22 protein-coding genes are annotated in these 23,302 nt (G+C 49.0%); 7 read left to right on the top strand and 15 right to left on the bottom strand.

The features are described 5' to 3' along the window. Positions 1-3: 3 nt before the first annotated feature. Together NT073_RS21235 and NT073_RS21230 are read left to right on the top strand one after the other, a co-directional pair. Positions 4-1,278, top strand: a complete 1,275-nt coding sequence (locus NT073_RS21235; protein ID WP_297377445.1) for a hypothetical protein — start codon at positions 4-6, stop codon at positions 1,276-1,278. 32 nt (positions 1,279-1,310) lie between these two features. Next, positions 1,311-2,129 (top strand): hypothetical protein, encoded by an 819-nt coding sequence (locus NT073_RS21230; RefSeq protein ID WP_297377443.1) that lies wholly within the window; start codon positions 1,311-1,313, stop codon positions 2,127-2,129. 1 nt (position 2,130) lies between these two features. Here the strand turns inward: NT073_RS21230 and NT073_RS21225 are convergent, their stop codons facing one another. From NT073_RS21225 to NT073_RS21200, 6 genes are read right to left on the bottom strand one after another with little or no spacing between them, the layout of a single operon-like run. Beyond that, entirely contained in the window at positions 2,131-3,264 is a 1,134-nt protein-coding gene (locus NT073_RS21225; protein ID WP_297377441.1) for a type VI secretion system baseplate subunit TssG, read from the bottom strand. Between the two features lie 9 nt (positions 3,265-3,273). Further along, positions 3,274-5,196 carry a type VI secretion system baseplate subunit TssF gene (locus tag NT073_RS21220; protein ID WP_297377439.1) on the bottom strand — a complete coding sequence of 641 codons (1,923 nt, stop codon included), beginning with the start codon at positions 5,194-5,196 and terminating at the stop codon, positions 3,274-3,276. A gap of 2 nt (positions 5,197-5,198) precedes the next feature. After that, positions 5,199-5,660 carry a GPW/gp25 family protein gene (locus tag NT073_RS21215; RefSeq protein ID WP_297377438.1) on the bottom strand — a complete coding sequence of 154 codons (462 nt, stop codon included), beginning with the start codon at positions 5,658-5,660 and terminating at the stop codon, positions 5,199-5,201. A 58-nt stretch (positions 5,661-5,718) separates the two neighbouring features. After that, positions 5,719-6,009 carry a hypothetical protein gene (locus tag NT073_RS21210; RefSeq protein ID WP_297377436.1) on the bottom strand — a complete coding sequence of 97 codons (291 nt, stop codon included), beginning with the start codon at positions 6,007-6,009 and terminating at the stop codon, positions 5,719-5,721. Positions 6,010-6,021: 12 nt separating this feature from the next. After that, positions 6,022-7,317: a PAAR domain-containing protein gene (locus NT073_RS21205; RefSeq protein ID WP_297377434.1), complete on the bottom strand. Its 1,296-nt coding sequence runs from the start codon at positions 7,315-7,317 to the stop codon at positions 6,022-6,024. A gap of 2 nt (positions 7,318-7,319) precedes the next feature. Continuing rightward, complete coding sequence (locus NT073_RS21200; protein WP_297377433.1) at positions 7,320-7,760, bottom strand: DcrB-related protein; 441 nt, start codon at positions 7,758-7,760, stop codon at positions 7,320-7,322. A 153-nt stretch (positions 7,761-7,913) separates the two neighbouring features. Between NT073_RS21200 and NT073_RS21195 the strand changes: the two genes are divergently transcribed. After that, the gene (locus NT073_RS21195) at positions 7,914-8,831 is read left to right on the top strand and encodes a TssN family type VI secretion system protein (protein ID WP_297377432.1); all 918 of its coding nucleotides are present in this window, start codon (positions 7,914-7,916) and stop codon (positions 8,829-8,831) included. Positions 8,832-8,876: 45 nt separating this feature from the next. On the opposite strand, the gene tssD (NT073_RS21190) is transcribed toward NT073_RS21195, so the two are convergent. From tssD (NT073_RS21190) to NT073_RS21160, 7 genes are all read right to left on the bottom strand, one after another. Beyond that, a complete protein-coding gene (tssD, locus tag NT073_RS21190) occupies positions 8,877-9,308 on the bottom strand; it encodes a type VI secretion system tube protein TssD (RefSeq protein ID WP_297377430.1) in 432 nt (143 codons plus the stop codon). A gap of 55 nt (positions 9,309-9,363) precedes the next feature. Further along, positions 9,364-11,130, bottom strand: coding sequence for a phage baseplate assembly protein V (locus tag NT073_RS21185; protein ID WP_297377428.1), 1,767 nt, complete (start codon positions 11,128-11,130; stop codon positions 9,364-9,366). 23 nt (positions 11,131-11,153) lie between these two features. Further along, entirely contained in the window at positions 11,154-11,579 is a 426-nt protein-coding gene (gene tssD, locus NT073_RS21180) for a type VI secretion system tube protein TssD (protein WP_297377426.1), read from the bottom strand. 51 nt (positions 11,580-11,630) lie between these two features. Next, positions 11,631-12,032 carry a type VI secretion system tube protein TssD gene (gene tssD, locus NT073_RS21175; protein ID WP_297377424.1) on the bottom strand — a complete coding sequence of 134 codons (402 nt, stop codon included), beginning with the start codon at positions 12,030-12,032 and terminating at the stop codon, positions 11,631-11,633. Continuing rightward, positions 12,032-13,447, bottom strand: a complete 1,416-nt coding sequence (locus NT073_RS21170) for a type VI secretion system contractile sheath protein TssC (RefSeq protein WP_297377423.1) — start codon at positions 13,445-13,447, stop codon at positions 12,032-12,034. The genes tssD (NT073_RS21175) and NT073_RS21170 overlap by 1 nt, the downstream gene beginning before the upstream one ends. A gap of 33 nt (positions 13,448-13,480) precedes the next feature. Next, positions 13,481-13,945, bottom strand: coding sequence for a hypothetical protein (locus NT073_RS21165; RefSeq protein WP_297377422.1), 465 nt, complete (start codon positions 13,943-13,945; stop codon positions 13,481-13,483). Between the two features lie 665 nt (positions 13,946-14,610). After that, complete coding sequence (locus NT073_RS21160) at positions 14,611-17,121, bottom strand: ATP-dependent Clp protease ATP-binding subunit (RefSeq protein WP_297377420.1); 2,511 nt, start codon at positions 17,119-17,121, stop codon at positions 14,611-14,613. Positions 17,122-17,498: 377 nt separating this feature from the next. On the opposite strand from NT073_RS21160, the gene NT073_RS21155 reads away from it, so the two are divergent. Genes NT073_RS21155 through NT073_RS21140 form a run of 4 tightly spaced genes read left to right on the top strand, consistent with a single transcriptional unit; the run spans position 17,499 to position 22,265 of the window. After that, complete coding sequence (locus tag NT073_RS21155; protein ID WP_297377418.1) at positions 17,499-19,247, top strand: M48 family metallopeptidase; 1,749 nt, start codon at positions 17,499-17,501, stop codon at positions 19,245-19,247. Positions 19,248-19,278: 31 nt separating this feature from the next. Further along, positions 19,279-20,061 (top strand): caspase family protein, encoded by a 783-nt coding sequence (locus NT073_RS21150; protein ID WP_297377416.1) that lies wholly within the window; start codon positions 19,279-19,281, stop codon positions 20,059-20,061. Positions 20,062-20,065: 4 nt separating this feature from the next. Then, complete coding sequence (locus NT073_RS21145) at positions 20,066-20,929, top strand: caspase family protein (protein ID WP_297377414.1); 864 nt, start codon at positions 20,066-20,068, stop codon at positions 20,927-20,929. Next, positions 20,907-22,265, top strand: coding sequence for a caspase family protein (locus NT073_RS21140; protein WP_297377412.1), 1,359 nt, complete (start codon positions 20,907-20,909; stop codon positions 22,263-22,265). The genes NT073_RS21145 and NT073_RS21140 overlap by 23 nt, the downstream gene beginning before the upstream one ends. A 190-nt stretch (positions 22,266-22,455) precedes the next feature. On the opposite strand, the gene NT073_RS21135 is transcribed toward NT073_RS21140, so the two are convergent. Then, positions 22,456-23,028, bottom strand: a complete 573-nt coding sequence (locus tag NT073_RS21135; protein WP_297377411.1) for a HipA domain-containing protein — start codon at positions 23,026-23,028, stop codon at positions 22,456-22,458. Then, the gene (locus NT073_RS21130; RefSeq protein WP_297377409.1) at positions 23,025-23,165 is read right to left on the bottom strand and encodes a hypothetical protein; all 141 of its coding nucleotides are present in this window, start codon (positions 23,163-23,165) and stop codon (positions 23,025-23,027) included. The genes NT073_RS21135 and NT073_RS21130 overlap by 4 nt, the downstream gene beginning before the upstream one ends. Positions 23,166-23,302: the final 137 nt, after the last annotated feature.

Below are 23,302 nucleotides of genomic sequence, written 5' to 3'. Positions count from 1 at the left end.
CGTATGCTTCCCAAACTTGAGCACTTTCCCGTCAACTGGGTTGATGGAATGAAAATTGCCCGCCGACACTTCTCCGAGTTCGAGCATTTTGTAAATGATCACCTTCGGGACTCAACCGCTGTGGGCCTTAATGCCTTTAACTATGGGTTGCTTCCGTCCAATGCGCCCGCGTTTAATCTTCAGGTTGTACCGGAGTCGAATCAGAATGTACGGGTTCAGCTTTTCAATTGCCGGGCCATTACGGGTGCCGGATGCCGGATTGAAATTATCAATGACCAGTTAACGGTATCGACCAACCTGAATGAGTTGCGTGAGAAATACAACCTCCCGCGCGAAAAGGAGCTGGATTTCCTGGTTGTTCTGTCCGTCAATCTGTTCAATCGTAAGCCCTACGGTCAGCCATCGCCGGAAGAGTATATGGCACGGCCCCCCTTTACCTTACCAACGTATCAATTAAGTATTGAACCCAGTCACCTATTCACCAGCCGACCGGATATCGACGGCCAAGTCCCGTTTATGTCGGATGACTTTGAGTCGACGAGGTTGATTGTTGGCCGACTCCGTAGCCAGGCCGATCGGATCAGTAAAGACGAAACGTATATACCGGCCTGTGCAGCCGTTAACAGCCATATCAAGTTAGCTGAATGGGCTGGCGAAATGGCAAAACTACTCGCCGAAACTCAGCGGGATGCCCTCGAAGTGGTTAGACTAGTCTGTAAAAAGCGTGGTTCCGATGAAGTGAAGCAGGATACAATTCCACTGGCCGAGCTGATTCGGGATTGGGCTGAGCAACTAGCCGATCATCTGGATGAGCCCATCAACCAGCTGCGGTTTACGGGCCGTCAATTGCCGCCAATTTATGCTATTGAAGCCATCACGCTGGCAACACGGCGGTTGCGTACAACAAACTCGTGCCTTAATCATCCCGATGCGCGGTACGGTGCTACCCAGATGGGTGAAGAGAAAGTACTGAGCTACTTCAATGACTGGACAAGCATCGCACCCAGTGTCTTGCGAAATGCCTTAACCACCGTGATCGACTACCCCTATACGCATTTCGACGTACAGCCTCAATTGATGGCCATTCGTGAGTGCTGGATACATATTTATCGAATCGTTCACCAGTTGACGGAGCTTGATTACATTGGTCAGGGTACGGATGACTGGGAAATCCGTCGAAGGTCTGTCGTGACAAATCGGCAGAATATCCCCCGAGAAAGTGCTTCATCCGCTACTACCGATGTTTTTGATTACAAGCTTACCCGCCCCCGGCAATAAACTACCTTTAACCACTAACCCAATTTCACATCATGCAAGCTGTAAACAGTGCCGAACGCAGTACTTCCATCATTACCTTCATTGCGGTATACGTTCTTCTCCTGATCATTCCACTTTATGCCGGTTATATGCTGGGAAACCAGGGTAAAGGAACGGCGGTCGGCGATGGCGGCCCGGAGCAGAAAACACTGTCCGAGTCGTTGATCAATGTCCAGAGTTACATTGATATTATGAAAAAACGGGATGAGGCCCAGGCTACTGGCCTTGGAACGGCTACTTTATGGGAAGGATGGGTTGCCGATGCAAAAAAGGAAAAAGACGACTTTGATAAGGCAATCAAGCAGTTAACAGATAGTCAGTTTACCGGCACCCGAAAGGATATTAAGAATAGTGCAGTCATTTATCTGACGCGCCTGTCTGTAGAGCGGGCCGCCCGTATCCGACTTGAAGAAAATTTGCATGGCGTGCGTACGGAAACCAGCGAGTTACAACGGCTCAAGGCAGAAAATGAGTCGCTTCGAAGCGCCAAAGAAGGACTTGAGAATACGGTACGAACCAAAGATCAACTGATTACCAGCCTGCAGAAGTCATCGGGAGGAGGTGGCGGAAGCCAGAACAACGAAGCCGTTGCCAATTTAAAGTGGGAGTTATTGTTTTGTGATGCCAACTCCCAAAAAGCACAGGCTGATATTCTGACGCCCTGCAATCAGACACCCAGACGTAAACAGCTTTACAGCGTTGCCAAAGTAAACTTCAAGAAAATTACCACGGGCAACTTATCGAGCTATACCCTGAAGAAATTGGCGGAGGATAAAGTGAGAGAAATTGACCAGTTGTTGGTGAAATTATAATTCAGATATAAGCGGCAAAGCCAAGTATACTGGTGGGGGTATCGTCGTACAGGTACTTGTTTCGTTCGTCTGGCAGTAGGTGAGTGACCACCGTTACCTCCGCCGGGATAAAATACCCCACCAGTAAATCCAGTAGTTTACTGCCATCCTGCCCGGGCAAGAAATAGATGAGCTGATCCGTCGACAGGGGACCTAAACTAAGCTGAAGGGCAGGCATAGTGTCCTGGTAATAACCGCCCAGCGAAAAATTACCCAACGACAAACGCCCCAATTCGTCAGGCTCGGGGCCAATCCACCGCGATGTTTCCTGGGAGGCATCGCGGTTTTCGTCAATTGGGCAATTTATTGGGGGAATGGTTTCCAGGTTCACCGGCACGCCAAGCAGTAACCGAAAGGCCTGGGCAACAAGCTCCGTATCGCCCACAATCCGATGTACGATGGGGAGCAGGTGTAACAAGTTGGCTACTTGCCGTATGTTCAGTAAATGGAACGGCAGCTGCCAGAAGTCGCGCAGCGTTTCGCCCTTGTCGTTCTGGCGCAGATTCTCTTCGGTAAGCAGGTATTTACGCTCCTCCAATTCCAGAAGTAACCGCTGGTGATAGAATTCCTGTTCGATGGGTTGAAAAAATCGCCGGGCTGCCTGCTCCCTGCGAAATTGCTCCGCTATTTCGATTGCCCAATCGGATTGATCACGGTCACGCGTTTTGTTGACGGGCTGGTGAAACAGGCCTTCGGGTAAGTAATCGTACAAGCTGTCGCGATGCACAACCAGATTTAAAAAGACCTGCTGCCGCTCCAGCTCTTCATAGTCCCAGTCGGGCTTGGGTAGGCCACTTTCGTTAGCCGAAGCGTGGCCGATTTTCACCCGCTCTTTTAGCTTATCCAGGCAGCGGGCATCCCCAATAAGTATCCGCTCAGGGTCCAGGTCCACATCGTTGCGGTAATCGCGCTCAAACAGACTCCACGAATGGATTAATACGTCGCGCAGGGGATCTAAACCCTGGTGAGCCAATTCGGCCAGAATTACCTCCAGCCGCAGATCAACGGGCGATTCACCAATCGCTCTGCTTTGGTTAAGGCCAATAACTTCCTGCTGGTAGTGGAGCAACGGCCCGTATTGGTTGAAGTCGTCCATGGTCAATAGTTACGGTTTTCTGATTTGTACCCGGTAAGGAAGGTTCATGGCTGATTGCCCCGTGAGGTAATGCCGACAGCGTTCGCACTCAGATGCCCACTCCTCGTCACTCAGTCGATCCGGCTGCTGGGGCGTTATGACTACATCGAGGCAACGTACGTACCCCGCCCCTTCAATCAACCCCTCCGCGAAGCCTTTCTGCACCGTCACGTGTACGGTTGAATCGACAAGACGTCCCCCAAAAAAGGTCTGGCAGGCCGCTCGAATATCTTCCATTGTCACGAGTCGATGGCGGGTGAGCAGGGTTTGCCGGAGAATCAGTTCTTTCTCCGCCACGTCGGGCTTGTTTCGCCCACCAACGGTATCGGTCAGGAGCTGTATGTTCGTTTCTGTTAAGCCAAAGGTCTCTGTGTACAGGTTTATCTTCGCACCTGCCCGGATGCCGTTGCCTTCGGCACCGTTGGTACTCCAGAACTGAATACAGACATTTACCGTCGAGTTTGGCTGTCGGGGCTTAATAAAAATGTACGGATAACCCACCTTGAAGCCCTGCGATGCTTCTCGTTCCAGTTTAACTTTGAGTTCGTTGACATTGCGGTTCAGGCTTTCGATGATTTCCATGAACACACCCGAGCCTAACGCCGAAAAGGCGCGGCTTTCCTCGCGCAGCAGCTGCTGTACATAATGCAGAATTTCGCGCGCATCCCGAACATCGAAACGGCCAACGCCCTGTGGTCGCCACATGAACGAGTTTTCGGCCATTTCATCGGCATTCCGGAGCGGAGAGGAACGATACAGGTCATTGCCATCGGTATAAAACACACGCCGAATACATAAAAACTCTTCGGGCGAAATGAGCGGGAACACATTGATGGTTTGCTGGAGATTTTGCTGTTCATCCCGCAGCCGCCGGTTCATGATTGGGAAGCAGTTGACCCGTACGTCCATTTTGACAATGGCGGCCGGTGGAAAATCTCCGCGCAAACGGAGTTCGACCCAAACCAGCTTTTCATTAAAATGCCGCTGTACGATGCTGTCCGACACGGTAAACCCTTCCGGATACGCCTTCGGGCTGTAGTCGAAGGTGGTTTTATCGGGTAGATCGCCCAGGGTCACAAAGGCCTGGTTATAGTAGCTCAGCACATCGGTCTCCAGTTGTTTAAGCGCATCGAGTTGTTGGATGAGCTGCTGGTTGGGCATTTCATAACCGGCCAATTCAGAATCTGATGGTGGTGTAGGGGAGTGTAAGCCCGTTTTGACCGGCAGGGGCTGGCCGTTTAACCACCAGCTTGTCTGATTCGTATCCTGTAGTTTGCGGTAATAGCTGGCCTTTACGGCATCCGGTTCATTTTCCCAGTCAACATAAAAGGACAGGCCGGCCAGCGACTTAACCTCCTTGTCGACGGCCAGTCCAATCCAAACGGATCGGTAGGGCGTGAAAGGCATAAATTGCGGCCGGGGTTGTATGGGCAACCGGTCGCGACCACGAAGCTGGCAAAGGCTCTGATCGCTCAGTACGTAACGGACTTCGGCGTCGATGAGCCGGGTCGTGCTGGCGGGCGAAAATAGTACGTCCTGATTCCATTCGTTGGTACTTCGGTTGAACTGCCGGTGAAAAAACTGCGCCGTCTGGGGTAAATCGACGATTGGGTTTTCGGGACGGCAGTTCAGAATGGCGTGTGCCGGACGGGGAAGGTCAATCACTTCCGGACACATGACACTGGCCAGCCGGTCTACAATCCGGTGCCGGGTGGCTTCGATGACCTTGGCCGTATTTTCAAACTCAAACGCGCAGGCATCCAGCAGGTAGCCAACCAGTGGGTCGGCGGTATCGACATCCCGAACGCGCATTTGCCAGATGGAAGCGGCCCGCTCCGTCATGCGCTTGCGGACTTCATCCCTTGTGAAATTGGAAGTATCTAATAAGCTCATAGTCAGCGAAGGTGTTCAGCAATGAATGGGGCAATGATAATATCCCGTTGAAACGTAAATCCCTGGCGGTTCAGCCCCCGAATGTAGCCCGTTACGGTAATGGTAAGCCGCCGGTGGGCATCGGTGAAGCCATCCCGATTCAGTTTTACGGCTATTTTAATTGATTCGAGCCGCTTTTCGTAACTCCTGACGCTGTCCTCGATCATATCCTTGATACTGCTCTCCCAACGGGTTTCGTTAACTTCACTGCCTGCATTCAGGTCATACTCCCAGATGGCGCTGCCGAACGCATCGTCGAACCGAACTTCGCGAAAGGGAGTCGTCAGAATGAGATAGATATGATTCCAGAGGGAGTCTTCGAGCGAGCACATCAGCTCGCGGGTAGCGGTGGTATCCTGTTTATTCTGGCCACCACTGGTAATCAGGTCTAAGCGGAGCGGCAGGCGGTAGTAATAGTCGGGCATTTTTGGGCGGATGAGAGGGTACTTGACGATCGGGAGAGAATGACTCACGATTCTGGCATCATTCTTCGAAAACCAAGTGGGTAAACCAGTAATTTATCAGGCTTAACGTATCGCCATATTGATTTCCGGGCGCAAAATGGTTTCTGGCTAATGAAGAGATAAAGACTGCATTTTTTTCTTCAAATGTTGGCTGGCGCTTTTCGGTAAAAACAATACTTCTTATTAGGAAAAGCTGCTCTTGTATTGTCTTGAATAAATTGATGCTCAAGTTCCTGGCGATGCGTTCTGCGGTGCCATCCAAGGCAAATTGAATGAGTTGTTCATATTTATCCTGTTCTTTGAATCTCATGGGAAGGCTTTTTTACTTTTCAAACGAATAGTCCTGACTTCGGGGGATGTAAATCTGATTAGCTCCGCCATCGGTTGGTTGAACAATGCCTGGTATGCTGAAATCGTCGGGAATTGCTTGTGCCGTACTTTCAAGCCCGATGTTCTCAACACCATCCGGTTGTTTTAGTACCCCTGTCTGTTTGTCTAACCGCATGTTGATTTGCCCATTGGCATCTTCATAATAGTCAGCAATACCCAGTTCAGATGGCGTTGCCTTGGTGTCGCGGGTAAAGTATTCTCCTCGATCTATAATTTTACCATCTTCAGTTCGTACGTACCGGTTCAGTTTCTGATCAGAGCCTATCTTCACTACTTTCACGCGTTTACTGTAATCAATGCCTCTGATATGGCTATCTATATCTGCGTCGCTCATACCCGGGTTATGTTGCTTGTAGAAATCTCTGGCTCGTTTTTCCCGCAGCTCATAAACTCGCTGAAGTCGTTGCTCTCTCAGAGTTGCTTTCGACCCCACCCCCGATTTCGCTAGTCCACCAATAGGCTCTGTAGCTTTACTGCCACCCGGTAAACTTTTGCCTAACCCGGCTTTGCCAGCTGCCTTTCCGCTAAGCATGCCTCCACCCATAACGGCCAAGTCATTAACCAAACTACCTGATTCAAAGCCCGCTTGTTCGGCCACCCATCCTGCCCCCATTCCCCATCCTGCGCCACTCGCGGTTCCGGCAGTTGTCCAGGCTACCGCCCCAAATAGGCTCATACCGGCTGTCCGTAAAGCACCAACGCCACTTAAAAAGCCAATTGCCGTTAAGCTCAAGCTTAACCAGGCGGGCACTTCTGAATCAATTTCTAAGTAGGTTACAGTACCTCCTCCAATATCTACACTACTGCAGCCATGGCCAACTTTTGCCCCACACGTTAACTTATCTCCTATTCGGGCTGCCGCAAGGCCCCCAATAAACACACTGCTACTGCCCTGAGCAATTAGTGAGCCCGGATGAGGAAAGCCAATGCCTGCACAAGCGGCAGGAGTAGTCACTACAGCCGCTGGCAGGTATTCGATCAGGACGGTTGGTACACCCAATAGAATTGGGCCGCGATCAATACCGGGAATAAAATGGCGGCCTACAAGCTCACCGATACCTCCCCCGGCCGAAATACCCGCACCTACCGTTGCCGCTACAACTAAAGCTCCGCCACCAGTCCCTACAATGATGACAGCAGCAGCAGCGCCAATAACAACGCCAGCAATGAGTCCAATCATAGCACCACCGTGTTTTACCTGATGGGTTTGATGTGCAGCTTCCGGCATGGCTATTGGTCGAACGTATAGGAGCGAATGGTTCGTGCAAAAAGTAATTCCAGGTCCGGATGGAATAAATCTTCCGGAATGCTCATGGTTATGCTGTAGCCTTTCAGCAGGCGCTGCGATTGTTTTGTCGCGAATAAAGCCTGGAAATGGTGCATAACGCCATTTGGAGAGTTCCATGTATATTCCAGCACATAGCACGGTAATGTACTCATGATAACCGTAGCTAACTCCTTTACTAAACTAAAACCAGGTAACTCTTTGGGTAAACGTTGCAAAGCCATATCACGATAGCCAGCACCATCGGCTACCCGGTCCAGCTGTTCAGACGTAATTACGATTGTGTAACCCGCCTTACCCGGTTGTTCAGAAGAAAAGATATGTAATGTTTGATCGTGCCAGTCATCAGGAATATCAATAACTGCATCGTTCGTACGGTAGCGCATAACTAGTTGGGGTAAGCGTAAACTCAAAAATAGACGTTTTAAATTGAGTAATTCCTGTAATAGTCTTTTCGGTAAATATTCGCCGGGTCTTCTATGTTATTCATTGGTTTTCATTTAGTTTTGGAAAAATCCATCCATAACCGGCCGTCGGCAATGAATCCTTATTTTAACCCTCAGAATGAAGCGCGTACAATGGCTGGTCAGGTCGTTGGGCAGGCCAGAAGTAATCTTTCTCGTAATGTTCCGGTTCGAAATACCATCCTCTATATGCTGGTAGTTTTTTTTGTGTTCTGTGGCGTTGGGTACCTTGGGTATCTTACTGCAACAACCCTATTCGCATCGTCCGGTAACGCAGCGCTCTGGACGTACACCCTAATTCTGGGCGTAGTACTCTTGCTGGGCGTACTCCATGCCAATGCGTTGCGCTGGGCAATGCCCTGGATTGCTCCCGACAATTATCTGCTCGGTACACTCATGACGCTGCTCATGGGTATTTTTGGAGGCCTGGCTCTGTTTCTGGTGTCCTTTTCTCCAAACATGTTCGGTTGGGGAAGTGGCACCCTCGACGAAGCGTTCAAAATCCACGTGCGTCCGCTGGTCACTACGGTACCGGCCTTTTTAATCGCCTATTTTGTTCAGTGGGCGTTTGACGCCTTTAATCGTATTCCACCCAAGATTTACAAGGTTTGGAAGTACGATCCGTTAATGCCCCGGCCCCGGCTTTCAGAAAGCGACCTGAAACGGCTTACCGACATCGTTTTTGTTGTCGACATTCGTCTGGGCGAGCGCAATATTTATGATATCGTTTCGGATATTCCCGACAAATTAAGCATTGGACAGGCCTTTCAGCTCGCTGTCGATGAGCACAATCGGGATGAACCCAAACGCCAGATTGAGGTACGTGACCCGTATAATCCAGACCCGGTTACCAACCTGTACGAATGGCATTTTTACGTTCAGCGCCCGTGGTGGCGAGGGAATCTGTACATCGATCCGGAACGCAACTGCCCCGAGAACTACGTAATCAACGGGCATCGGATTATAATCCGCCGTCTGACTCCGGGACAATGAAGCAGAGCAGGTCAGCGAGTGTATTCCATTCGCTGACCTGTTTTTTTATTGCTTATCGCTCCAGTTGTTGTCATGCAAGGCACCACCGATGCTGATCTTCTCCGCCGACATTTTCAGCTTCATTGTCATGGAAGGCAGGTCTGGGGTCTGGATGTTTTGTACTTTGTCGAACCGTTCGGAGTAGCCAATGCAGCGGGCATTGTTGAATTCAACCCGTTTAACACTTTGCTGACGGTCATCGAAAAATTCAAGTCCGCCATCTCCTTCTTTAAATGGATCGGTAATCCACTCGGCCAAGGGGGTTGTGTCTTTATTGGCGGCAATCTCAACCGTAATAATTCCGCCCTGTGTAATACCGGCGGGGCGACCTTTCTGGTCAACCGAGCGATGTAGTTCGTAGGAACAGGATTGTACCTCTACCGGAGAAAATCCAGTAGCCCAAAATTTAGCAGCGACTGCGGAAGCTGACTGAGCCATAGTAATGGATGTGTTTAGTGAACAGTTATAGGTAAAACAGAAATAAAAGTGCGGGTTATGAATTGAGTTTAATCTTGGGCGCTTTCACATCAACCACTCGTCCACCATCAACATGGACAGTAGTTGCCTGTATATTGGCGTCCTGCCCAGCCTCAATAGTAACTTCTTGCTGCGACGACGAGGAAGTATTTTCGGCTATCGCTTTAATGTCTTCCTCGACCGTTATGGTCAAATTCTTAGCGGTCATCTCAATGCTTTCCTCGGCCGTCATTTTGATGTCTTTGGCTTCCAGTTGAATCAGACCCTCGGTTTTGAGCGTGATGGTGCCATCATCTTTAAACGAGAAGTGCATACTCGTTCCCTTCTTATTGGCGTTGGTGATAAAGATTTCCTGTTCGCCCTTTTTGTCTTTAAAGACAATTTTGTTACCCCCTTTAGTCCGGATCACTTTCTGGAGGTTATCATCGAACCAGTAATCATTGGCCGGAGATTTATGGTATAAACTGCCCACTACGACCGGAAAATCGACATGGTTGGCTTCGTAACTGATTAACACCTGGTCGTTGGTTTCCGGAACAAACAGCATACCCCTCGACGACCCGGTATAAGGGAAGGTAACACGCATCCACGACGATTTACCCTGCATCTGGTTGGGCCAGTGAAACTGAACCCGCACCCGGCCTAATTTGAGCGGGTCTTCGTTCTTGATAACCGTTGCAATTTCGGGCAGGGCAATGGGCATGCGTACGGTTGGGTTGCGGGGTGGGTAGTCGGCTGCGGAGGGAATTGCTTCGAAGTTATTCTCATAATTCCCGATGTTATCCACCGTGTGCGAGATGTGCGTAATTCGGTATTGACCGGCATTCTCGCGTTTGTACTGCCCCGGTTTAACCAGCTTCTGCGCCGTTACGTCTACGATAACCCCCACATTGAGATTCGGATTTTCGCCAACGCCCTGAAATCGAACCAGGTCGGCCGCATTGGTTGCGTTAACCGTCTGTACGGTTTCATCGAGCTCACTCTGGAACTGGATATTCCGTAAGGGCCATAGCTGCGCCGACCGGCCAAATAATCCCTGCGATTGCTGGTAGGCAAAGCTGCCCAGGTTGCCTAACCCAACGGGCGTCCCTTTGCTGACGTATTCTTCGTGTTTGGTCGAATTGTAATGATACATACCAAACAGGTTGGGCTTTAAGCCAATGGCGATGTCGAACGTTTGAATCCCATCAACCACAAACGATTCTACCTGTGTGGGGGCTTTTCCAACCACCAACTGCGTGCCATTGTAGTAAAACCACTCGCCGTATTCGGCCGCCAGCCGGTTCAGAAAATCAAAATTGCTTTCGTCATATTGAGCTTTATAGTCGATGCTGTTTGCGTACACTGGCGCCACCGATCGCGGGAGCAGATTCTGCGGATAATCGCGCAGGACTCCATTCATGATTTGGGTTAGCGTCTGGCCAACGAAAGCACGTCGCTGAACGCCGTCTTCAGCCAGAAAAGTTGGGCTGTAGCCTTTAATGATGAAGGAATTGACCAGTTCGCTGTTATTCTGTAAAATCAGCTCCGTAACAACGCCGTTGAACTGGAAACTGGAGGTGACATTTTTGAATAAAGGCTTAAAGGAAATGGAAATAGGTTTGCCGCACACATCCTGATGAGCCGATTTGAAAAAGAAATCCTCTTTGTTCTCCAGCGCTTCGAAGGGCACAACAATGGCAAAGGTGTGATGCGTAAACAGCGATTGGTTAATCTGTAAACTCGTGAAATGGGTAATGCGTTTCTGACCGACAATAACGTTTACTTCAACTTGCTGTGCCATCTGCGAATAAAGACGAGTTAAGACTACCGGTTACCAAATTTCCAGTCGAGCCATTGATTATCATGAAGCGTATCGCCCAAGAGCGTTACCTGAGCCGCTGTAATACCCAGATCGAAGCGGTAAACAACCGCTTCGCCATCGTGGGGAGTGAAAATCTCGCGGTAGGAAACGCAGTACCCTTGCGTAAACGTGATGGTCTTAAACGTTTTTCCAACCAGATCTTTAAACACAATTGAGCCGTCATGTGCCTTGAATGGGTCGATGGCCCAATGCGTGAGTGACTGGTAGTTGGCTCCCATAATGGCTATACGTAACAGCCCGCTTCGTACGCCAGCCGTTGGCCGACCCCGCTGGTCGGTCATTTGCGATAATTGATAATCGCAGGTCAGCACCCGGAAACTGGCACCAGCATCGGGCAATATAAATTCAGCTGAGAAAGAAGCTGCCATTCGGGAGCGTGGATAGGTTGAAACTGGCTGAAAAACGGGTTGGCGGTTTGTCTATTCTGTTGCGGGCCACCGATTATCTAGTTCGATGCCCCCGATATTTATTTTTTCCGGAGAAATCGTAATGATTGTTACCATCTGACTACTGTTGGTTGTACCATCAAATCGTTCGTGTAAATCAATGCAGTAGGCGTTCAGGAAGTTGATTTCTTTTAACGTTTGCCGGGCAACCATGTTCATGAATACGATTGAGCCCTCCATTCGTTTGGATGGATCGGCCATCCATTCGGCCACTACATAATCGTTCGTTGAGTTGAACTCGACGGTAATTTTGCCGCCCCGCGTTAAGGATGCGGGGCGGCCTAGTGTGTCAGTAGCCTGGTTTATATCCAGGTAAACGTAGTTAAGTTGGGTCGAAAACCGACCAACATGAAGGTATGCAACGAACGAAGCCATTAAGAATCCCTGCGTTGATCAATGGAACCTTCGAATGAGTTTCGCCGGGCAGTGTTCGGATTGAGGCCTTGCTCGCCATGCAGGTTAATGATAAACGTTTTGGCCGGGAAGAAAGGCGTAATATTGATATCGAGAACAATGCGGGATGGATCGGCCGGGTCTTTATCGAACTTAGGCGTATCGAACCGGTCGATTACACGGCCAGGGCCGGTAATGCTATCCAGAAAGCGGATAATCTCTTTTTTGATTTGCTGTTCTACGGTACTGCTCCAGTTCTCTCCCGCCCGTTTGTTAAGAAAGTGCATAAGCACTTTCATGATCCAGTCGAAAACACGAACAACCGAATAGGTTTTCAACCCCACGTTTGAGCCATTGTAGAGTGTTCGAGCCGAAAAGGGGATGACTTTGCCGAAGGCTTTTGTCATCGGAATAAGGCCTAAGTTCTCTAGTTCACCCACTTCTGTTTTTAATAAATCGAGCCGGACTCCGTTGGTCTGTTCGAGCGCCCCGTACTGAAGCCCCATAGAAGACTGAGAGATCAGGTTCATGTAAACTTTGCCCGCAAGTGCAGCCGAAGGGGCAACATACAAATCTTCCTCTTCTTCCAGTTCGGTGTACTTGCCCCGGCCGACCAAATAGTTCGCCGTCATGAGTACGTTGGCATACTTGCCTTCGTCAGATGCTATTTCATCCGTCAAAAATGAATCCCGGATCATCTCCAGCGACTGTTCGTCTACGAAGTCGGTAATAAGCATCAGCTTATGATTATTGGCAATGGTAGCCCAGGTATCCACGGCTACTTTGCTGCCCAGATAGCCTGGTACGACCAGTAACGAGTAACTGTCTGTCAGGTCGAACTGGTTATAAACCTGATGGATGGATTTCTTAATATACTCCAGGGTTTCTCCCTCATAGTCTGTATGCTCGGGGTTGAGCTGTTCGAGTGGTGCATCTACGAAGTGGACATTTCGAACTTTGAGGCCACTGGTTTCGGCGTTAATAAAGAACGAAGCCACCCCTCGGTACGTACTTTCGAGTTCGCGGGTTTCCTGAGTTACTTCATAAAGATTAGTTTTCAGCAGGGCTTCCAGGCTTTTCTGAAGATTATCTGCCTTGCTGGTAATCTGTTCTGTAGAGGTCGTATCATCGCTGAGTAAATCACGCCAGATCTCCAGCCGATTCATCAGTTTCTTACGATCTGCTTTTCGGGCTTCATTCGGGTCGTTCAGCCAGAGTGTACGTTTGTTGCCTCGGTCAGGGTTAAGATTCTCCGTTCCGGGAATAACGGTTTCAAGTAATTTGAAATCACCCAGCCGTAGTTTTTTTAGCTGGGCAACCTGTTGTTCAAGAGAAGGGGAAGCCTGTTCATTTTCGCGAACGGGCTGGCTGGTGTTTTCACTTTTTTGCGCTTCCATACAGGGGGTGGCTAAGACGGTTTAGGGAGAGTGTTAGCGTGAAGTCGATGCCGCTAATTCGTCGATCATTTGCTCGATCATACCGCGCAGAAGGCTTCTGGATTCTGGATTTTGAAGCGCTTTTTGCAGCATTTTATTAGAACGGAGATTCATGTTTATCTTTTTTAAGTCCTGTATTTTTCCCGCCTGAGCCTGCAATAGTTTGCTTTGTCCGATCAATCCCTGTTGGGTAAAATCTCCCATCCGTCGAAAATGAAATTCTTCTTCCTGCGTATTCTCATCTTCCTGGGTCAGGGATATATTTTTTTTGGGTTTAAAATAATCCATGACTTCATCAACAGATTTCAAACCCTCTACTTTAGTAGGCTCTGGTACTCCATCGTCGTGCGTAGTTAACTTAGTGACATATAGAGTTTGATTCTGATTGAGTGGCAATAAGCTGGGAGGGACTTCTTTTACGCCAGCCCAGGCTCCAGGCATATTCAGTGTTGGATTCATAAATGAAAGAATTTTCAGTGTTATTAAGGATGATTAAAGTAACTTGAAATTATGCTTTTGCACAAACTTTATTTAAAAAAAGGCAAAAATAAAGTTAAACTTATACGACAGACAAGATATCGAAATAGACTTGCTTGATAAGCACATATCAGGTACATTATCTTGACAATAGTAAGGAGTTAAAGCTTTGTAAAGCAAGTAATTAACTTTAATTTCCTGCTTTGTTAATTACCTTTGAAAATCTAATTAGCGGCTTTTTTGTGCGTGAGCTAAATAGTTCTTTGTCGTAAGCAAGAGACGAACTGATTTGGGATTTAGCATTTGGTAAATTTTGAGTCAGTTCGTCTGTCAGATATCAATAACTATGCGTATATTTTTTTTCGTCGAGAACAAAAATGAAACGCTAATTATTTTTAACTGCATCCGTTCATTTTTTTAATTAAAAGCTCTGTAATTAAGCCTTACATAAACCAAACTATTTACTCGATACAATTGATCATTTCCTTTGTCTGTTGTTCTCGTTCCTTCTGTCAGATAATACCTGTTTCTGAACGTATAGCTCCGGTTTGAAAATCCCGTTAATGTACCTATTCTATTTATGCCTTTGTAAATAGAGACTTCTTTTCGTTTAAATTCAATTCCATTTGTTATAGGAAAATATTGCCCTAAATGGGAGGAGTTACCGTCCAGACTAATTCTTTTTCATCATTCACACTCACGGTTACCACCTGATCTTTACCCAACTCTCCGGCGATGATCATCCGGGAAATTGGTCGGCGAAGCTGGCTGCGTATAACACCTTTAAGCGGACGGGCTCCGTACCGGGGTGAAAAACCAGTTAATGCCAAATACTCACGGGTTTCGGGCGTCAGCATAAGGGTGATATTTTGCTTTGCCAGTAGCTTTTCCAATGCCCGAAGGTGAATGTTGAAAATCATGACTGCGTTTTGTTCGCTGATGGGGGCAAAGGGTATGGTTCCGCCCAACTCGTTAATGCGACCTAAAAATTCGGGACGGAAGTGGCCGCTCATAATCTCGGTCAGGTCATTGGACGCCGGAATTTTGCCTTCACCAAACGCCCGACCAATAAACTCACTGCCGATATTCGAGGTAAACAGAATAACCGCATTAGAGAAATCCCCTTCCTTATCGAGACGGTCATGGAGTTTGCCTTCATCCAGAATTTTAAGGAAAAGATCGAACACCGAAGGGTGGGCTTTTTCAATTTCATCGAACAGCACCACAGAATACGGCTTCTCGCGAATTTTGTTCACCAGTAACCCTCCCTGTTCATACCCTACATAGCCCGGCGGTGCACCGTAGAGCAGAGCTACAGAATGTTCTTCCTTAAACTCCGACATATCGAACCGGATTAGAAACGATTCGTTATTAAACAGAAAATCGGCCAGGGATTTCGCCAGTTCTGTTTTCCCCGTTCCGGTTGGGCCAAGTAGAAAAAACGCACCAACAGGCTGTTTCCCTTCAGACAAGCCCGATCGTGCTACTAGGATTGAAGCCGAAAGAGCCTCAATGGCATGATCCTGCCCCACCACCCGTTTTCGCAGAACAGCGTCCATCTGCATCAGTTTATCCCGCTCGCTCGATTGCAGTTTGCCTAAAGGAATACCCGTTTTGGCCGATACCATAGCCGCTACATCCTGCGGGGTGAGGATTTCTTTTTTGATGTCGGCCAAAGGACGAAGCTTTTCCAGACGGTCGTGCAGGTAGTTGTGCAAAACGGACGTGACGTCGATGGTTTCCGGCTGGGTGTCATCGTCGAGCTGATGCCGCAGAATAGGACTGATGCGGTGCTGAAACTGTTGAATCAGCCAACGGTAGGCTGATAACTGGGTTGTGTCGGGTTGTCCGGTTAGCTTATCGGGTAGGCCGTTGAGCTCTTCCTGTAGGGCCAATAGTTCAATAGGGCCTGTTTCGCTGGTAATACAAATGGCCGCCATAGTGCGGTCCAGCAGGTCGATGGCGGCATCGGGCAAGCGCCGGTCTTTGATATAACGACTAGCCAGGCGAACCGCTTCTTCGGCAACGGCAGGCTCTGTTTTGAGGTTGTGATACTGTTCATACCGTGGCAGCAGGCTTTCCACCATTCGGATAGCGGTAGGGATATCCGGCTCCGGAATAATGAGTTTTTCAAACCTGCGGCCAAAGGCTTCATCTTTCTCGATATACTGTCTGAATTCATCCAGCGTTGTTGCACCAATTACCGTCAGTTCTCCCCGGGCTAATTCCGGTTTCAGGAGCTGAGCCACGCCCGTACCAATCGAACCATTTGGATTAAGAAGCACGTGAATCTCATCGATAAACAAAATAGCTTTATCAAGTTGCTTTACCTCCCGGATAATGCTTTTAATTCGATCTTCAACTTCGCCTTTATAGGCCGCACCGGCCACCAGGGCACCGAGGTCCAGCTCGAAAAGTTTTGTGTTTTTCAGCCGACCAGGCACTTTACCCGCTATGATTGCCTGAGCGAACCCTTCGATCAGTGCTGTTTTGCCAACACCCGGCTCGCCTACCAACAATACATTTGGCTTGGTTCGTCGCACCAGAATCTCAAGCATAAGTCTCAGTTCCTGGTCGCGCCCAACAATGGGGTCCAGTTTACCGTCACGAGCTAATTCTGTTTTGTCGACACAGTACTTATATAATGATGGCTGACCTGCGCCAGCGGCCTGAGCTGGGGCGGGTGTTTCTGTTGAACCAGAAGCCGTAGCTGGCCTTAGGGCTGTTTGTACAGACTGCTCATCCAGAGCCGCATCCAGCAGTTCCTTTTGGGTTAGAGGCAGTGATTTGAGCTGACCAGCCGTAAACGCAACCTCTGCCTTGAGCGAGGCCGCCAGCAGATGGATTGGCTCTATGGAGAGAGAGGAAAGCTGAAGCGCGATCAGTTCCGCCAGTTTAACCAGCTCCTGTACCTGTAAATCGCCGGCCGGACTTTCTGCTATTTTATCGGACTTGGGTAGACCCTCAAGTTGGTATTCGGCCCAGTCGCGCAGGAAATGGATGTCTTTCCCGAGTACGACAAGCCAGGTTGCCAGTCCTACATCATTATGAAAGAGACCCAGCAGCAGGTGGGCCGGTGCAAAGGCAGGATGCTTATTTTCCTTCGCTAAAGCCTGGGCAATCTGAATAGCTCGTTTCGACGTTTCCGAAAGGGTCATTGGGTGGATAATTAAAGGCTTGTGTGGCGTCAGCCTGGTATCAGAACGACTGAGAAATTAATGATTACGTACATTAGACAGTCGTATCAGGACTACTGGTAATGTAGCCGGTAACTTATTACTCAGCTAATGAGATGCTAGTAAACTGCCTAAAATGACTAGGCAACCTCGAAGGAAGGAATAATAGAGGAATAGATCGATTGTTATTCATGTGTGGATTTAGAAAATATGCCGTTTAATATATTTACTACTGTAGAATTTTGTTCATCACAAAATTTCTTCGGGAAATTATGTGATTTAAGTAGTATTACCAAAATATACCTTGTTATTTTTACGGCTACTGCTTGGTAAGTTAACGTCATCTACACTACCCTTATATGAGAAATCTTTCCTGCTGTTTAGCTACCCTTCTTGTTAGTCTGGGGAGTCTACTCCCTTCTTTAGCGCAGACTGAAGTGCCAATTCTTAAAACTGAGTCTGCTTACGTTGTCGAGTTCAAACCTCCCCGCCTGAAAATCCGCGTTAACATCGAAAGCGATTATAAGGATTATTACTCATTTATTGATTATACGGACAGTACGCTTGTATTTATGGGCAAAAGCGAACGACGACAGTACGAAAACAGGAAGCAGAAGGCAGAAAAGGAACATCAGAAGTTTGAGGAAAAGAAAGCCAAAGCGCTGGCCAATAACAAAACATTTAAAGATCAGGAGCCAGCTCCGTTCGATAAATCTCCATATCTGAAGAATAAAGAGTTACTACGGCCTGGCCTGGAGGTTGAAATCGCTTTTCACGAGTATCGTTACAGTAAAAAGTTTGCCATGCAGGAAGTTATCATCCTGACAGACTTAACCGGTAGTGGTACCGTTGCGGGTACATATGAGCAGTTGGATGGCGATGTCGCCACGGTAGATGGCCAGGCGGTTAAGATTAAGACAGGGGCTAAACTGGTTGGAGAGAAAGGCTATAAAGGTCGTCTGTTCAGCAGTTTCAAGGAGATGGAAAAGGGGATGGAGCTGAAGCTCAAAGGGCAACGGCAAACAGATGGCATACTTCTCGTAGAATCCGGTACGGTAGTGCCCGATGAGTTTACGGAAACGGATCATAAACTACTGACCACGCTTAAAGCAACAAAGAAAATGTCGCTGGATGGTAGTGAAGTCGCCTTTGGTAACGCCAAGTTCAATCTGCTGCGGGATGAGCCGATTAATGCCTACATATCCCGCGTTGGCCGAAAACTTATTCCTGACCACATTAAGAAGCTGCCAAAAGATCACCCGGCTTATGTGAACTTCAACTTTTTTGTCGTCATCGATACCACCTTCAATGCCTGTGCTTATCCGGACGGGTCAGTATTTGTGCATACTCAATTACTAAACGAGATCGAAAATGAAGCACAACTAGCTGCCGTTTTAGGGCATGAAATCGCACACGTTACCTATCGCCATAGTCGTCAGGAGTATGAACAAAGCCAGGCCATCTCGGTGGGAAAAGTGGCGGTTTCTACAGCGCTGGTATCGGCTTATGGGTTGGAGGCAAGCGAGTTGTCGAATGCGATTGCTGCATTTGGCGGGGCTGCCTTATCGAGTAGCTACAGCCGAAAATTAGAAAATCAGGCCGACCGTATTGGGCTCAACTACATTTACGAAGCGGGTTATGACCCACGAGAAGCGCCTAAGCTCTGGGAGCGCCTGTTTCACCGAACCCCCGATGTGCCAACCAAATCATTTGGCGAGCGCATGTTGAGTCAGGCGGGTGCTCTGGCGGCTCTCTCGCAACAGGGTACAACGCCCAGTACTGCCCAGGTAAAGGATCTGGCTATGGCGGCCTTAAAAAGTAATGCCATTTCATCGATTTACGCATCGCACCCTTCGGCAGGTAAGCGCTTTAAAACCTTGAACAGCCTGATCATTCAAAATTACCAGGAAGCCGATCTGGATAATTTAAGTAAAGGTGAAACGGAGTATAAGTTGATCCAGAAGCGCCTTCGACGCCTGGTGAAAGGCTTACCCGCTACCGATGAAAGCGATGAAGTAGCTTCACCCGTCAACAGTCTCAAACCGGCGACGGTTACCAAACCGAAACCCCGTAACCTGAAGCCGCAGCCAGTTAAAAAGAAATCCTAGCCGGCTATAAGCCACTGTCCGCACCACCTACATGAAACAGATACTTGCTTTCTTACTTATCCTGACTACGCTGAATGGCTACTCGCAGCAGATTCATCTTTTCTTCCTGGCGGATAAAGCAGACCAGCGCGGAAGTAAAGATCGTCTGGAGATGGAAAACTTCTGGCGGTACGTCGGCCCTTACCTCGATTATCCGGTAGCCACGCACACGGCCTTCACGCATCAGGAGCTTCTGGCCACGTTGACCTCTACCCGAATTGTTGCCGCTAAAGATATTATCGTCTTCTATTTTTCAGGCCGGGGCGAAGCCGCCAGCGACCGTGTCTGGCCAATCATGAAGTTGAAAGATGGCGATGAGACACCCATGCGTGACGTGATGGAAATCTTAAGGCCTAAAAAAGCGCACCTTACTCTGGTTGTTGCCGACTGTGATAACCAGCCCGAACCGGTTTATGTAACCCGGCTTATACCCCGGCCTCACCCGCCCGCCCTGCGTGAAAGCAGCCAGAAGCTGTTTCTTGGAAAAGCAGAGTGCAAAAAGATGTTCATCAAGATTGCGTCGGCATCCGTGGGACAACGAGCCCTACGTGATAAGAATGGTAACTCAGTTTTTTTAGGGGCTTTTCTTGCCGCCATGAAAGAGCAGATGACCGAAGGCGATCCACGCTGGGGGCTGAACCGCCCGCTAAATACTGTAAAAAGTAGCCTTGTCGAAAAGATGCAGGAACAGTCAAACGGGTTACAACGCCCTCGTTTTACGGTCGATTGCCCCGCCGGGATTGATGACGACGAGGAGGAAACAGAGCCGAAATAAATTTATGCGATTATACCAAAAGGCTTTCTTCGCTTTGTTTCCATTTGCCGTTGCGCCGGTTCAGGGGCAAAATCTATACGTGTTTTCGGTTATCGAAACCACTGATTCCCGGCGCCCCGATCGAAGGCTCGACGCTCACTCGTTTCATAAGCTGACGGATGATATTGCCCGGTATGGAAATTACACCCAGCATCGGTATGAGTTTAGCGATAGTGCCGTTTTTACTCCGCAAATGCTGCGACAAACGCTGAGTAAATTCAAGCCGCAGTCGGCTGAGAATGACATGGTATGGTTGCACTATGCGGGTCGTGGGTACAGCGACGGACCTAAAGCCTGGCCTACACTCCAGCTGAACGGTGGCGACATACCCTTACGTGAACTGCTGGCCCTACTGCGCGCCAAACCTGTACGGACATTACTGGTGACCGTTGACTGTGGAAATCGGCCACGCCAAAAGATCGCATTACTTACTGATAGCAGTTCCGCAAACAAACCTGCTGCCCGCAGTACGGAAGTTGGGGCTTTAACGGCACAGGTCACCCGGTTGGCGCAGACAGACATACCGGATATGGCCATTGTTGACGCCTATAAGCGGCTGTTCAAAGCAGAAAAAGTGCAACAAATTATTGTCATGGCGTCTGCCGGTCTCAATGAGCGGGCCTATAGCGATCCGCAGCAGGGCTCAGTCTGGTTAACTGCGTTCACGAACACGATTGCCGAAGCGGTTCGTGAACAGGCTACCGTAACCACCTGGAAGCAGATTCAGGATACCGTTGTCCGGTTAACGCAAAAGCGCACCCGTAATCGTCAGACTCCTTTGTTCAACCGTCAAACCATCACCTGCTGTGAAACAGAAGTCTCTTATTAAAAAGATCGCTCGTCTGTCAGGTTATCAGGCGGTGGGGCTTATCATCTTCCTGTTTAGTTTTCAGCCTGCTTTGTATGCCCAGAATTTTCATCTGCTGGTGTTTGCCGATACAGATGACCCCGGCTTGTCGGCTCCCAACCTGATGAACATTTCCTTCCTGACTGAAATGTCGGAGACAGTCTGCCAGGCAACCGGCCTGAAAAACCGAATGGCAGTCTATAAAGGCAGCGATTTTCTGGCAACGCGCTGCGATCAGGTGCTAACTGCGCTTCGTCCTGAACCGAATGATGTTGTTTTCTTCTATTTCATGGGCCATGGCTGGAACAATTCTGAGACAGAAGAGCCCATGCTGTTATTTAAAGCTGCGGGACAAAATCCCGGCCCGGCCAATTCCCGGAACCTGAAAGCTGTATTTGAGCAACTACGCCGGAAAGGCAATCGCCTGACCCTGGCTTTTGGTGAGTCCTGCAACAGTGCCATCAATGACCGCTCGCGGGCTAAACCAGGTTCGGTACATGTCATGAATGTGTCGGTCAACAATCCTGAACAGCTAAAAAAACTGTTTCTCGAAAGCCGGATGTCCATTCTCCTGCACACGTGCAAACGGAATCAAAAATCGAACAGCAGCGAAGATGGGGGCTGGTTCTTTACCTCCTTCATGGAGCAATTTAAGCAGGTCGTTGCCAGACCCAGCCGACAGCCCGCTCAGTGGGAGTCTTTGCTACAGGCCTCGACGAAGGCCACTGTCGATTTCGCCCGTGAACAAGGGGCTGTTCAGGAACCGGTTTTTCACATACTTTCAGCCGGAACAGCCAGTGCGCCTACAGCCGTTAAGCCAAGTCGGCCTATGCCCGGTTCTGTAGCAGCAACTACTGCTTCAGGCACTTCCGCAGCGCCAGCTTCCGACAGAGACAATACAACTGGTGTTGTTGATCCGGCTAATGCGAGCGAATTGGGGAACACCTGTGCCATAAACCGTACGGCGTATAATGCCATGCGTAGTCACTTGTCTTTTCTGGAGAACTTCCGGAGTCGGGTAATGACGATGGATAGGGAGGCTGCTGCTGAAGAGTTTCGTAAGTACTACTCCACCGATCGAAAGGAGTTTTTTCACAATGCGCCCCAAAAATTGAACGTCGTTAATCTGGTTGCTTCGGAGGTAAAGTGGTTTACGGAGCGAAGTGATGAGACGGCTGAATTGCTGGATGATGTCGCCTACTATGTGAATGATGCTCAGTTCAAAACAACGGCCTACAGTCAACTTGCTATACCCATCGATAACCTTCGGAATACAGTTGAACGCGTTAAAGACCTGATCCGGCGCTGCAAAGAGTAAATGATCTCTTTGGAGCCAGCTCATGCCCACGCGCAAAGGGAAGCGTATTAAGGCCGGGCGATTCCAGCGGTAACGGAAATAAATCGGGAAAATAAGTAAGCCGTTACCAGACTTTTCGGTCAATCGCGTTTAGAAATGGTTAAGCCTAACCCATCAGCTACGTCCTTCTGCCCCCTATACATTTATTGATTCAGGTAGTTGCGTTTCGGATCAATAGCCCTATTTCCTCGTAGCTATAGGTGTACTTGAAGTTGGGGCCTGCGTTTTGGTGGGTCCGCCCCGATAAAGCCGCAAAGTCCACTACACCCCATTTGGTGCCGTCCGGTTTTACGTCGAAGCGTTTAGGCAGGTAAGCAGGGGAGCCATCCTGAAAGAAAATCAAGGCATTGGCCGCCGTGTTGATGCTATACACCTGCCGGGCAATCTGCACGGTGAGGTGTTCGTTGGCCGGTACCTGATCCACCTTTTTGACATCGCGGGGGATGGGCTTCAAAATGTAGGTTCCCTGTTCGCCCGGATGGGTGAGTCGTAAGCTGTTCTTTTCCAGCATCAGGCTTTCCTTTTCCTGCACTCCCGAGATGGAAATTCGTTTTCGATTTTCCATAAACAGCTCGGCAACGGTCTCGCTTTTCTGGGGCAGCTCGTAGGGTAGGACAGGGCTGACTTTGCGCCCATTAAATACTGTGCGCAAACAGAGGGGGCTGTAGTTGTTAAAACCTTCTGCCAGCGTAACGGGGTAATTTTTTATAACGGGTAAACTCATAAGTCAGCTGCCGGACGTAATGTGATGGCACCGATGGTATCGTATTGAGCGGTGGCCAGCAGCAGACCAAAGCTGTCGGCCTCATCTACCCGAAGCTGAATACTCTGTAACCGTCGATTCTCTCCTTCGCTCAGCATATTGAAAAAGAATGGGAACAGCTCATCACTCCGGTATTCCGATTGGGTTTATGCGGATCGGCAAGCCAACGCTCATCGTAGCGGAAAAGATAGTATCGGCGGCTTTCCTCGATGAGGTGGCCTGCTAGTTCGCCGTT

The sequence above is a fragment of the Spirosoma sp. genome (genome assembly GCF_026391055.1).
In the GTDB taxonomy this organism is placed as follows: domain Bacteria; phylum Bacteroidota; class Bacteroidia; order Cytophagales; family Spirosomataceae; genus Spirosoma.
The sequence above is the reverse complement of the archived record's forward strand: the minus strand, read 5'-3'. Positions and strand labels throughout refer to the sequence as shown.

Excerpts from the sequence above, each read along its gene's own strand:
- NT073_RS21235 (WP_297377445.1), top strand. The coding sequence starts at position 4 with ATGCTTCCCAAACTTGAGCACTTTCCCGTCAACTGGGTTGATGGAATG.
- NT073_RS21230 (WP_297377443.1), top strand. The coding sequence starts at position 1,311 with ATGCAAGCTGTAAACAGTGCCGAACGCAGTACTTCCATCATTACCTTC.
- NT073_RS21225 (WP_297377441.1), bottom strand. The coding sequence starts at position 3,264 with ATGGACGACTTCAACCAATACGGGCCGTTGCTCCACTACCAGCAGGAA.
- NT073_RS21220 (WP_297377439.1), bottom strand. The coding sequence starts at position 5,196 with ATGAGCTTATTAGATACTTCCAATTTCACAAGGGATGAAGTCCGCAAG.
- NT073_RS21215 (WP_297377438.1), bottom strand. The coding sequence starts at position 5,660 with ATGCCCGACTATTACTACCGCCTGCCGCTCCGCTTAGACCTGATTACC.
- NT073_RS21210 (WP_297377436.1), bottom strand. The coding sequence starts at position 6,009 with ATGAGATTCAAAGAACAGGATAAATATGAACAACTCATTCAATTTGCC.
- NT073_RS21205 (WP_297377434.1), bottom strand. The coding sequence starts at position 7,317 with ATGCCGGAAGCTGCACATCAAACCCATCAGGTAAAACACGGTGGTGCT.
- NT073_RS21200 (WP_297377433.1), bottom strand. The coding sequence starts at position 7,760 with ATGCGCTACCGTACGAACGATGCAGTTATTGATATTCCTGATGACTGG.
- NT073_RS21195 (WP_297377432.1), top strand. The coding sequence starts at position 7,914 with ATGAATCCTTATTTTAACCCTCAGAATGAAGCGCGTACAATGGCTGGT.
- tssD (WP_297377430.1), bottom strand. The coding sequence starts at position 9,308 with ATGGCTCAGTCAGCTTCCGCAGTCGCTGCTAAATTTTGGGCTACTGGA.
- NT073_RS21185 (WP_297377428.1), bottom strand. The coding sequence starts at position 11,130 with ATGGCACAGCAAGTTGAAGTAAACGTTATTGTCGGTCAGAAACGCATT.
- tssD (WP_297377426.1), bottom strand. The coding sequence starts at position 11,579 with ATGGCAGCTTCTTTCTCAGCTGAATTTATATTGCCCGATGCTGGTGCC.
- tssD (WP_297377424.1), bottom strand. The coding sequence starts at position 12,032 with ATGGCTTCGTTCGTTGCATACCTTCATGTTGGTCGGTTTTCGACCCAA.
- NT073_RS21170 (WP_297377423.1), bottom strand. The coding sequence starts at position 13,447 with ATGGAAGCGCAAAAAAGTGAAAACACCAGCCAGCCCGTTCGCGAAAAT.
- NT073_RS21165 (WP_297377422.1), bottom strand. The coding sequence starts at position 13,945 with ATGAATCCAACACTGAATATGCCTGGAGCCTGGGCTGGCGTAAAAGAA.
- NT073_RS21160 (WP_297377420.1), bottom strand. The coding sequence starts at position 17,121 with ATGACCCTTTCGGAAACGTCGAAACGAGCTATTCAGATTGCCCAGGCT.
- NT073_RS21155 (WP_297377418.1), top strand. The coding sequence starts at position 17,499 with ATGAGAAATCTTTCCTGCTGTTTAGCTACCCTTCTTGTTAGTCTGGGG.
- NT073_RS21150 (WP_297377416.1), top strand. The coding sequence starts at position 19,279 with ATGAAACAGATACTTGCTTTCTTACTTATCCTGACTACGCTGAATGGC.
- NT073_RS21145 (WP_297377414.1), top strand. The coding sequence starts at position 20,066 with ATGCGATTATACCAAAAGGCTTTCTTCGCTTTGTTTCCATTTGCCGTT.
- NT073_RS21135 (WP_297377411.1), bottom strand. The coding sequence starts at position 23,028 with ATGAGTTTACCCGTTATAAAAAATTACCCCGTTACGCTGGCAGAAGGT.
- NT073_RS21130 (WP_297377409.1), bottom strand. The coding sequence starts at position 23,165 with ATGCTGAGCGAAGGAGAGAATCGACGGTTACAGAGTATTCAGCTTCGG.